5 protein-coding genes and 2 pseudogenes are annotated in these 9,680 nt (G+C 50.7%); all 7 read right to left on the bottom strand.

Going from position 1 to position 9,680, the window contains the following annotated elements; all coding sequences use genetic code 11:
- Nucleotides 1–442: pseudogene (locus BLR06_RS19055) on the bottom strand (glycosyltransferase family 2 protein); the annotation flags it as partial.
- A 55-nt stretch (nucleotides 443–497) separates the two neighbouring features.
- Complete coding sequence (locus BLR06_RS19060) at nucleotides 498–3,158, bottom strand: polysaccharide deacetylase family protein (RefSeq protein WP_092075162.1); 2,661 nt, start codon at nucleotides 3,156–3,158, stop codon at nucleotides 498–500.
- Nucleotides 3,159–3,177: 19 nt separating this feature from the next.
- Nucleotides 3,178–4,503 carry a nucleotide sugar dehydrogenase gene (locus BLR06_RS19065; protein ID WP_092075163.1) on the bottom strand — a complete coding sequence of 442 codons (1,326 nt, stop codon included), beginning with the start codon at nucleotides 4,501–4,503 and terminating at the stop codon, nucleotides 3,178–3,180.
- Between the two features lie 19 nt (nucleotides 4,504–4,522).
- A complete protein-coding gene (locus BLR06_RS19070) occupies nucleotides 4,523–5,551 on the bottom strand; it encodes an S-layer protein (protein WP_245698236.1) in 1,029 nt (342 codons plus the stop codon).
- A 518-nt stretch (nucleotides 5,552–6,069) separates the two neighbouring features.
- The gene (locus BLR06_RS19075) at nucleotides 6,070–7,095 is read right to left on the bottom strand and encodes a glycoside hydrolase family 18 protein (RefSeq protein WP_092075164.1); all 1,026 of its coding nucleotides are present in this window, start codon (nucleotides 7,093–7,095) and stop codon (nucleotides 6,070–6,072) included.
- Nucleotides 7,096–7,122: 27 nt separating this feature from the next.
- Nucleotides 7,123–8,991: a polysaccharide deacetylase family protein gene (locus BLR06_RS19080; protein ID WP_092075165.1), complete on the bottom strand. Its 1,869-nt coding sequence runs from the start codon at nucleotides 8,989–8,991 to the stop codon at nucleotides 7,123–7,125.
- Nucleotides 8,988–9,680: pseudogene (locus tag BLR06_RS19085) on the bottom strand (chitin synthase); the annotation flags it as partial. The gene BLR06_RS19080 and the pseudogene BLR06_RS19085, both read right to left, overlap by 4 nt.

Below are 9,680 nucleotides of genomic sequence, written 5' to 3' on the forward strand. Positions count from 1 at the left end.
CGGTCCGGCCGGACCGGACATACTTAGCGCCGATGCTGACGCTCATTTCATACCCTTCCGGCATGCTGCCCGGCGCTATGACAAATTTCAGCTTGATGGCCGTCGCCTGGCTCAGATCCCGGGCAATCTCCGGCGATACTTCCAGCAGCATGCCGGTTGAGGAGATGTCAAGGCCTTTGCCCCGGCATTTGACATTCTTTCCGGGGGCCGCATACTGGATGGCAACATCGTAATTGACCAAATACCGCCGGCCTGTCTGCTGGCTTTGAATCAGCCGCGAAAGGTCCGCCTCAGCCGCATTGCCGCCGGCCCGCCTTCTGTCCACATTGCTGCGCAGTCCCTCTTTGTCAGGCACCTGGGACAGCAGTCTGCGGTCAGGCCTGGGCGCAAGCAGTATATCCTCTTTTTCCTGTTTCACTTCCTGCTTAACGATCTTTTTCACAGTCCATTACCTGCCGTTTCTAATTGCTGCCGCATTTCGTTTGCTTCCGCGCCGCCTACCGCATGCTGTTTAAACGCAATGACTGCTTGCGGTTGCTTTGGGAATAACCGTCGGTTAAATAATCGGACAGGCGGCCGACCTTAAATTTGGATGGATCGGTGTCGGCTTTGGCTGCATTCGCCGTCAGCAGTATATCCAGGGCCATAGCGGTATACACAGAGCTGTCCGACATATGCATAACCAAAATAGCGCCTTTTTTTACTGCACCGTTTTCCGCATAAATTCCGTCCTTGATTGCTCTTATCAGTTGTGCGGCGTTTTCCGCTTTATAATCATTGGTGCTAAGCGAACCGGAAACGATATATTCATAACCCGTTTCAAATAAAGCTTCCACTCCCATCCTACTGATCGCCAGTGTGGGCGGCCGGAAAAATCTGGTTAACGCCGGCTTGCCATTCACGATAACATCACCTGCCACAGCCTGCAATTTCTGGTAGGACAGGCCGAGTTCCTGACGGTATTCGTCTGGATTCTGCGTCTGAACCTGCCTGCCTGTTACCGGGTCGCTGGCCGCCATCGGCTGATGTTTTTCGGAATGGCTGCCAAGCTCATGTCCCTCCGCGGCAATTGCCCTGAGCAGGTTGGGGTTATTCAATACATTGTTGGTAATGACAAAAAACGCTCCGGGCGCCTGATGTTTGCGCAGCACATACAGCAGCTTGTTTACCGCCGCATCCGTCCCCCAGTCGTCAAAGGTAAGGAAGATTACATTATCCTCGGTGTGTATCTGCCCGCTCATATCCAGGCGGCGAACCTCCATTTTGGAAAAACCGAACATCCGGTCTTCATAATTCACATTCTTATGCCCAATATAGCGCTTGGCGGCTTCGGTCAGAAATTGGTACTGACCGGTATTCAAGCCGGGCCGGTCATATCTCAAATGCTCCGGAACCTTTTCCGGATCGGCCGGATACTGGTAAATAAAACTTCGTTGAGCTAACATTTCCCCCACCGGCTTAATAGCATACTGCGAATCATTCGCCGGGTTGTTTGCCGGGCTGTCAAACGAAGTCGCATAGGCAATGTTGTCTACTTTATGTCGTTTGATGGTTTCCAGCAAATCGCCGGCCAAGCGGTCGTTGGTGTAATAATCCATTCTAAAATGAACGATCTGACCGCGGGCCAAAGAAAACACCGCTTTGCCGAAGATCTCCCCCATCACCTGATCGGCGGTGGCATAATCCTTATGACTGCTTTGCACAACATTGACCGACTGTCCAATCAAATTGCAATCCAAAGAGGCCACGGCTTTTTTAGTCGCAGCGGAAACAGCGCCCCACGGTTGCTTTACCAGGTTGCTGGTCAAGCCAAACTGTTCTTGCAGCAGCGTACGCATCCGCGCAATGTTCCGGCGGGTTTCAGCAAAAGTGTCCTCTTCCCCGGGCCGTATCCCAATACCGATTTCATGCCCGCCGGCAATAATTTTCCGCAGCAGCTCCGGATAGCGGCTGGCTTCTACTTCCATGACAAAGAATGTCCCTTTAATGCCAAGGACATCCAGTCTGTGAAGGACATCGTTTACCGCCGCTTCATTGGACAACCCGCCAAAGGTAAAGGCGAGCGCCGGCTCAGTCGTAGAAATCACCTTAATTTCATTCCCGCCGTCCGTGGCAGGCTCGGCCGCATAAGCCCTGCGCAGCGTAAATAAATTCCTTACTTGTTCCCGAAGCCCCGCAGCGATGTCAGTCGCAAAATAAGCTGGCCCGTCGTTGGGGCCGGGTTGCAGCAAGCTTGTCCTGCGCCCCGGCTTTAACTGACCGTTGCTTTTTGAAAAATCCTCCACATATACGGTAGTATAATTTGCTCTATCCAGAGCAACCAACAGCCTCTCTACGGCCTGGACAAGATCATTGTCGGCCGCAGCCTCCTGCTCAGGCAAATCCTTCAGGCCCGGCTGCTTGTCGGCTGCCGGCCCCGCCGCCGTTGCCGCGGATTGCATAACCGCCGGTTCAGACTGTTTTTTTAGCTTTACTGAAACAATGCTGCCCGGCCGGAGATTGCTGACAAAAACATTGGCGGCCGCCAGAGAGTTGATTTCTTTTATATCCAGAAAAACATCACTCTGAACAACACGGTCAAGGCCGGACGCCTTCGCCGCCGCAAGCACCTGATCGGTATATTCTGTATCATTGCATTTTAACAGGCTCGGTTGTCGGCCGGTAGTCTCGCTGATGATATTCTGCGCCCGGCAAAAATCGGCGACTAACCGCTCCACCGAAAGGTTCTCCAGGCTGGTCAGGCCTAAAAAAGTATAGTTCTCAATTCTGTGGCCTGCTTCTTTGATATTGATGACGGTTAGAGGCGCTTCAGCCGTTTGCAGCCCATCAACAAAAAAGGTTGCCTTAGCCTTATGCTGTTGCAGTAACGCCAGTATCTGCCCTACCACCTTCTCTTCCGCCAGCCCGTCAAAAGTCAGAGCAAGCTGCCGCGATTCCGGGTTGCTATGCGTAATGACGGTTGCTTTTTGCCGGCTGTTTTTCAGCCGTTCCAGCGCCAGGGAGATTTGGGCGTCCGCCTGACCCGCATTCTCCAGCCTGGTCAGGTCCTGCTGGCCGGCGCCTGACCGGTCTGTCACGAACCCCCGGGAAAAATACAAGCCGATAAGTCCGGTACATACCAGCAAAATCAGCGCCGGAGCCAGTTTTTTAACATTCAATCATCTCACCTCCTGTTGATTAAAGACTCCAATAGGAGTATCCCTGCGCTTCGATGCTCTGCTGTTCAAATATGCTCTTAAGATCAACAATCAGCCGTTTTGTCTGCTGACCGGCGTTGAACATCCCCGCCAAATCCGTTGGCCGCAATTCTTTAAATTGTTCATGGGCTACCAAAAACGCCAGACAATCGGCCTGTTTAACCTCAGCTAACGAAACAAGCTCCAGGCCAGTGGTCTTTCTGAATTCCGCCTGGTCCACAACCGGATCCACCACCTTTACGCTGACGCCGTATTCACCAAGACGCCGGCAAACCTCCAGCGCTTTTGAATTGCGCATATCCGGACAGTTTTCTTTAAAGGTTATCCCCAGCACGTATAAATTGAAATTGCCGACGTTTTTGCCGGACTGAAGCAATCGTTTGATGATATGATCGCTGACAAACCCCGCCATGCTGTCATTGACTCTCCGGCCGGCGGCAATCAGCTGAGAGTGATACCCCAGCATCTCCGCCTGATAAATGAAATAATACGGATCAACCCCGATGCAATGCCCGCCGACCAGTCCCGGGTAAAAGCCCAGGGCATTCCATTTGGTATTCATGGCGTCAATGACATCTTTGGTATTGATGCCCATGCGGTCGAACGCCATCGCCAGCTCATTCATAAAGGCAATATTGATGTCTCTTTGCGCGTTTTCAGCCAATTTTGCCGCTTCCGCCACCTGAATGCTTGACGCCTTATACACACCGGCGGTAATAATCAGCCCGTAAACAGCCGCAATTATTTCCCGTGTTTCGTCGTTCATTCCGGCAACTATTTTTGTAATATTTTGCAGTTTATGCGCTTTATCGCCCGGATTGATTCTTTCCGGTGAATAGCCGATGCTAAAGTCTTTTCCGCAAACCAGACCTGACTCATGTTCCAGAATAGGCGTGCAAATTTCTTCAGTGACGCCCGGATACACAGTCGATTCAAAAATAACAATACTGCCTGGCGATAAATTTTGTCCAATAAGCCGGCTGGCCTGGATCACAGGGGTCAAATCCGGCGTTTTATCGCCGTTGACCGGTGTCGGAACAGCGACGATAATGACCTGTGCTTGTTTCAGCCTGGCCGGGTCGGCGGTAAATTCCAGGGCTGCGCCGCTTAGCTGTTCATCGCCAATCTCCCTGGTTGGATCAATTCCCTGCCGGTAAAGCCGGATTTTATCCCGGTTGATATCAAAACCCAGCGTTTTGACTTTCCCGGCAAAGGCGACGGCAATCGGCAGACCTACATACCCAAGTCCCACAACCGCTAAACAAGTCCGCCCGGCTTGCAAATTTTTTAAGATTTCCCTCTGCATGTCATTCACCTGCGATCAGTTAAAAATAATGAGTCAGCTGGCCCCACCATGTTTGCCCTCTTCTTCCGGTGACTTTGTCCGCCAGATCGTAATATTCGATCCCGGCTACCAAGTTCTCTACCACCGTATGGTTCAGGCCCAGTCCGTAACCTTTAAAGCCTTGCATCCGGCCGCCCGCGCCGTTCATGCCATGAGCAAGGTAAGTGTACTGCGGCTGGTTATAATATTTGGCAAAAATCTTATAAGTGCCCGGCCGCCAGGATTTCAAATCGCCGTAGTTAAGCGCAGCCACATAACCGCTGCCGTTTCCCTTAACATCTTTCCGTACAGAATCCAAAACCATGGCCCCGACGCCAAAGTTGCTGAAATTGTAATTCGCCCCCAGCGTTTTGATGGTATTTTTCCAGCCGCCAGCCGCCTGGTAATGATAAATGCCGGCTTCCAGCTCATAGTCAAAATCCTCAAGCCGTAATGCGGCAACCGCTGTATTGGCGCTTGCATTCGTCTTGCCATAACTCAGCGTATAGTGCAGCGGCCCCGAATAATCGGCCCGAATGCCGTCAAAGCCGCTGTCATAAATGTTACCCTCGGCCATCAGATAACCGAAAGATCCCGCCTGAATGGTTGACCGGCCTAATTTACCCACAGCATATAGACGGGAAAGTTCCACATCATTACTGTAATTCAATAGCTTCTTTTTGCCTTCCAGCCGGCCATAAACCCGCCAGTTCCTGTCAATCGCCCCGTTTAGAGCCAGATAGACGCGAAGACCGGACGCATCCTGCCGCCAAAATCCGTTATTTGACGAATAATGATACCGGACTTCGCCGTCAACCTTCAGCTTGTGATCGACCTGCCGGCCCGCTTGGCCCACCGCCATCAATTCGTCGATCAGAGCTGTATATAACCAGGGGGCAATATAACCCGGATTGTCCGCTGTCACCGCCGGATCAGCGGCATACCCCTCGCCCGGGTTCCCGGGCTGGCTGGCTGTGGCTGCGCCAGTCGCTATCGACATGACAAGCGCAACGATAAAAATTTTCCGCATAAGTCCATTTACCTTTCCGTTAAGCTGCCCTTTATCCAGACCGACGGCGAATAAAGGTCCAAACGGGTTCCATAAAAAAAGGTTGCAGGAGAAAACGCTTTTTTAGTTTACATAAAAATATCTTTATCGTTATTATAAGCAGAGTATGACGATTTGTATATCCTCAATTTTTGCCTGCAGCTGATTTGAACGGCCGCAGCCATAACGGCCGCAACCAAAAACCCTTTGCCCGCCCCTGCCCAGGAGAAAGCCGGCACCTTAATCACTTAGGCCCGGCAAATTTATCCGGTCGGCCACCGGCAATAAAAAAAGAGCCTGGCAGCAGCTCTTTTCCTAGTCGGAGACGGTTCGGTTTTTGCTGGTTCCTGGAACCAACAGGCCGGGACCGGTCCCGTTGCAGTTTTATGGTCCATCGCCATCCGCTGTTCGTCGGCGTAAAAAAAAGCCGCCACACGAATAGCTTAGTATGACAGCTCGAAAATTTTTTTAATTAAATGAAACAGCAACAGCACAATGCACTAGTTTATTCTATCAATAGCCGCATTGCCGCCAAGCCGCCACAGGTTAATCCGATTGACCCCCTGTTCCCGGGCAATTGCCGCCCAGTAATTCAGGGTTTGCACATCAGTATACCAGACCTGATACGAAACGCCTTTATCCTGATATTCAAAAACCAGGCACTGACTTTCTTTATCTCTTCTCGGATCACGCGCATGAGTTACAGCAAGCGTGTTCGCCTGTACTTCCGTTAGAAAACGTTTTTCGCCGTCATCGCCCCACAAACAGCCTCCGGTTGAAAATGCCGCTGCTTTCCCCCCCGGCAAAGCCTCCATTTGCGTAAGTATTTTTCTGATAAACTCAGCATTGGCCTTCGGCCCGGGACCGCTATGTAAGCCATAAAGATTGTAGAACATAACAACATATTCCGGTCCCCGGAAAAAACCGGCGGAATCAAACGGCGTCCCGGGTTCCAGCACCAGCCGCAATTTAAGATTGTTAGCCAGCGCCTCTTTGTAAAGCCGTTCGGCAAATACCAGATAGGACTGCCCGACCTGTTCGTCTTGCCAGACCCTTTCATAGTCAATTTCAATACCGTCATAACCGCCCTGCAAAGTCAGGGCAATGATTTCGCCAATATGCCTGTCCATCGTTTCCTCATCGGCAAATAAACGGCGAAGAAGGGCAATATCCTTGACGATAACCGAACCGTCGGCATTTTGTTTATCATTGACAAAGGTGAGATAAGTTTCGTACTGCCCTTGGTTTTGTTGTAATTCAGCTTTTTGGCCGCTAAGTTCTTGCGGAATAAAGATATCGTCATTTTGATCAAAGTAAGCGCCAAAATAAGAAAGCTGTTCCAGCCTGCCTGCGATTCTTTCCAAGTCTTTTACACCGTCAGCTAAATCCCAGTAAGCCAGCCAGGCCGCTTTTTGCGACGTCTCATTCGCTGCCGCGCCGGCCAGCGAATGGCTGCCGGCAACACCGCCGGCCAGCGCAGCAAAAACGACTGCGGCAATTGCCGCTTTTAACAATTGTAAAACCATTTCGTAGCCTCCTTGGCCCGCTGTTAACTACAGGTTTATCATAAACCAGGTAATCAGCGCTTCCCAGCCTTGCTTTAACTTCCATTTCACCGCTTCAAATCCCTGCAGGCCGCCGTCAAATAAGATTTTTTCCTGTTTTGCCCCGGTATTTTCCGTAATGATCAGTTTTTCAAAAACGCCGTCATAAACGTCATCGGCCAGGTTGCGCTGACTCCAGCCATAGCCGCCCCAGGCCGTTTCCAGGTAAACGGCGCCCGCTTTCGGCGCCGCAAGCTGCAAATCGGTTACAGCTTCTTTTCCATCTATTGCAATACTCATTTTATTGCCCTTAACCGCCAGGAATAAATGCCGGTCACCCTTGGCATGAACGCTGAGGTCAGGTACATATTCTTCGGCCCCGTCCGTCACAGCCGGAGCATATTCCAGTTTTTTATCTTTCAGGCGCACTGCGTACAGCTTGGCTTTCTCCACCGAGTCGGCATATTTAACAAAGGTTTCCAACGCCCGTATTTCAGCCGCTTTTTTATCTTCGGGAATCGATCGGCTTTCTTTGCCGTCATGCTGATCCAGATCTAAGGCCATCAACTCCTGTTCGGCCCCGCCGTTTTTTTCAGTAACGGTTAAAACATTATTCACCAGAGCTACCGACAGGAATCTGGTTAAGCTTTCATCTGCCCGCAGATAGACTTTTTGCAGGCCGAGCTTATTGCCTTTCAGCCTTACCGAAAGCTTGAGGTCCTCAAAGTCATTGCTGTTCTTCAAGCGCAGCAGCCCTCTGTCCTGGGGCAGCGACGTTAAAATAACGCTTTCCTCTTGAAACTCGGCCGCCCCTTGAAGAGTTTCCCAGGCTTTTTGTTTGTCTAAATCTCCCTGCACAAATGCTAAATCCTGCTGGATATCGTACTTGATCCTCATCAGCAGATGATTGGTGTGCCAATAGGCCTGCGGCTGCATTCTGGTCAAGTCGTAAATACTGCTGTTTCTCCGGTTAAAGGCAAACCCCTCCCGGTTAAAGTTCATGTTGAATAAAGTTTTTATCCAATACCCGTTTACCGCGCTGACTTTATCATTGTTGCCAAAACTGCCGGTATTGGAATGCATCAGGATATACAAGCCGGGTACATACCCGATAGACTTGGTGTAAACATCCCGCAGGGTTTCATAGTCATAATTGATCCGCTCTTTCATTCGGTTGTAGCTCTCTTTGGGGATACCGTATTCGTCACGAATAAAGTCCATTAGATAGTGGTTGTATTTACGCCCCAAATAAGGCGCGATAGCCGCATGCTTCAACGGATCAAGCTCCCCCAGATAGTTGTCGTAGCGGTCGAAGACGTTAATAAATGACAGCCGGTATCCGTTGGTGCCCAGTTCCCAGAACGTCGTTTTTTCAAGATCGGTCAGCTCGGCCGGCATGAGGAATTTAGGATCTTTTCTGGAAAACTTTTCCGGATAGGTCAGCATTGTTGCTTTAAAATTCAGATTTTCCAGAATTCTTTGCGAGAAAATAGCCGTATCCCGCCGGCCGTCTTCAAAAATCAAAAACAATGATTTTTCCGGCAGGTCTTTTCCTGACTGATAATAGTCGATAATATCCTGCTGGGTAATGGTCACATACCCCAAATCCTTCAGCGCCCGCAAGTGCTCATACAACCGCTGCTTGCCGATAAGATTTTGATTGCCTGTTCGCTCAACGCCGAAATAGGACAAGGCCACAAAGCCTTTATCGCCGGAAATCTTTGTTTTCTGCAGAGTATATGGTTCATATGTTCCCCAGGTAAATAAGGCCAATAGGCAAATTGCCCCCACCGTAAGCAAAATAAATATCTGTCCCACCACACGGATGCGTTTGTTTCTTTCTTTCCGGGCGGTATATTTTTCATCAGATATCGTCATCGGCTTGCCTCCTGCCTTTTGCCCTGCTTTTTGGCCAGCTCCGCCAGATCGGCCGGCGTCAGGCGCGTTCCCCACGTCGTTTTCCAGAAAGTCACCCAGGCAACCGGCATCTGCCATAACAGCACCGCTTCATAATACAGGCAAAACCACAGTCCGAACACCCAGGTCGAGCTTCTCCTCAGAAATAACTGCGCCATACTCATCAGCAGGGCCATCAGGCATAATCCCAGGATAAACGTCAGCGGAAACACCCGGTGCAGCACCGGAATGTAGATCAGGTTATACAACACAACCACCGGCGCCAGCAGCGGCACCAGCAGCCCCATGTAAAACAAAAAGGCCATAAACGGCTCCTTCTTCCACATAAAGCCGCCCGCGATCAGCGTTTCTCTCAGCCACGACCGTTTCCAGCGCATCTGCTGCTTTAAAAAGACCCCGTAACGATTTGGTACGATCGTGCTGCAGATTGCCGTATCCTGATATCCCGTCCGGTTCTCTCTTAAAATAAAGTTGGTCATGCTCCGGTCATCACCAAACGTCGCTTTCTCTCCCAAAAACCGCTGATTCAGCCAGCTGTCCAGATGCTTGATCACCAGCTCTTTCCGGTAGCACGACAGCGGGCCCGATAAACAGGTTACCGCGTCAAAATAGCCTTCCGCCGCTTTCATGATCCGAAAGGCGATAAAGTA

Origin of the sequence: Dendrosporobacter quercicolus, from assembly GCF_900104455.1 — a bacterium.
GTDB lineage: Bacteria > Bacillota > Negativicutes > DSM-1736 > Dendrosporobacteraceae > Dendrosporobacter > Dendrosporobacter quercicolus.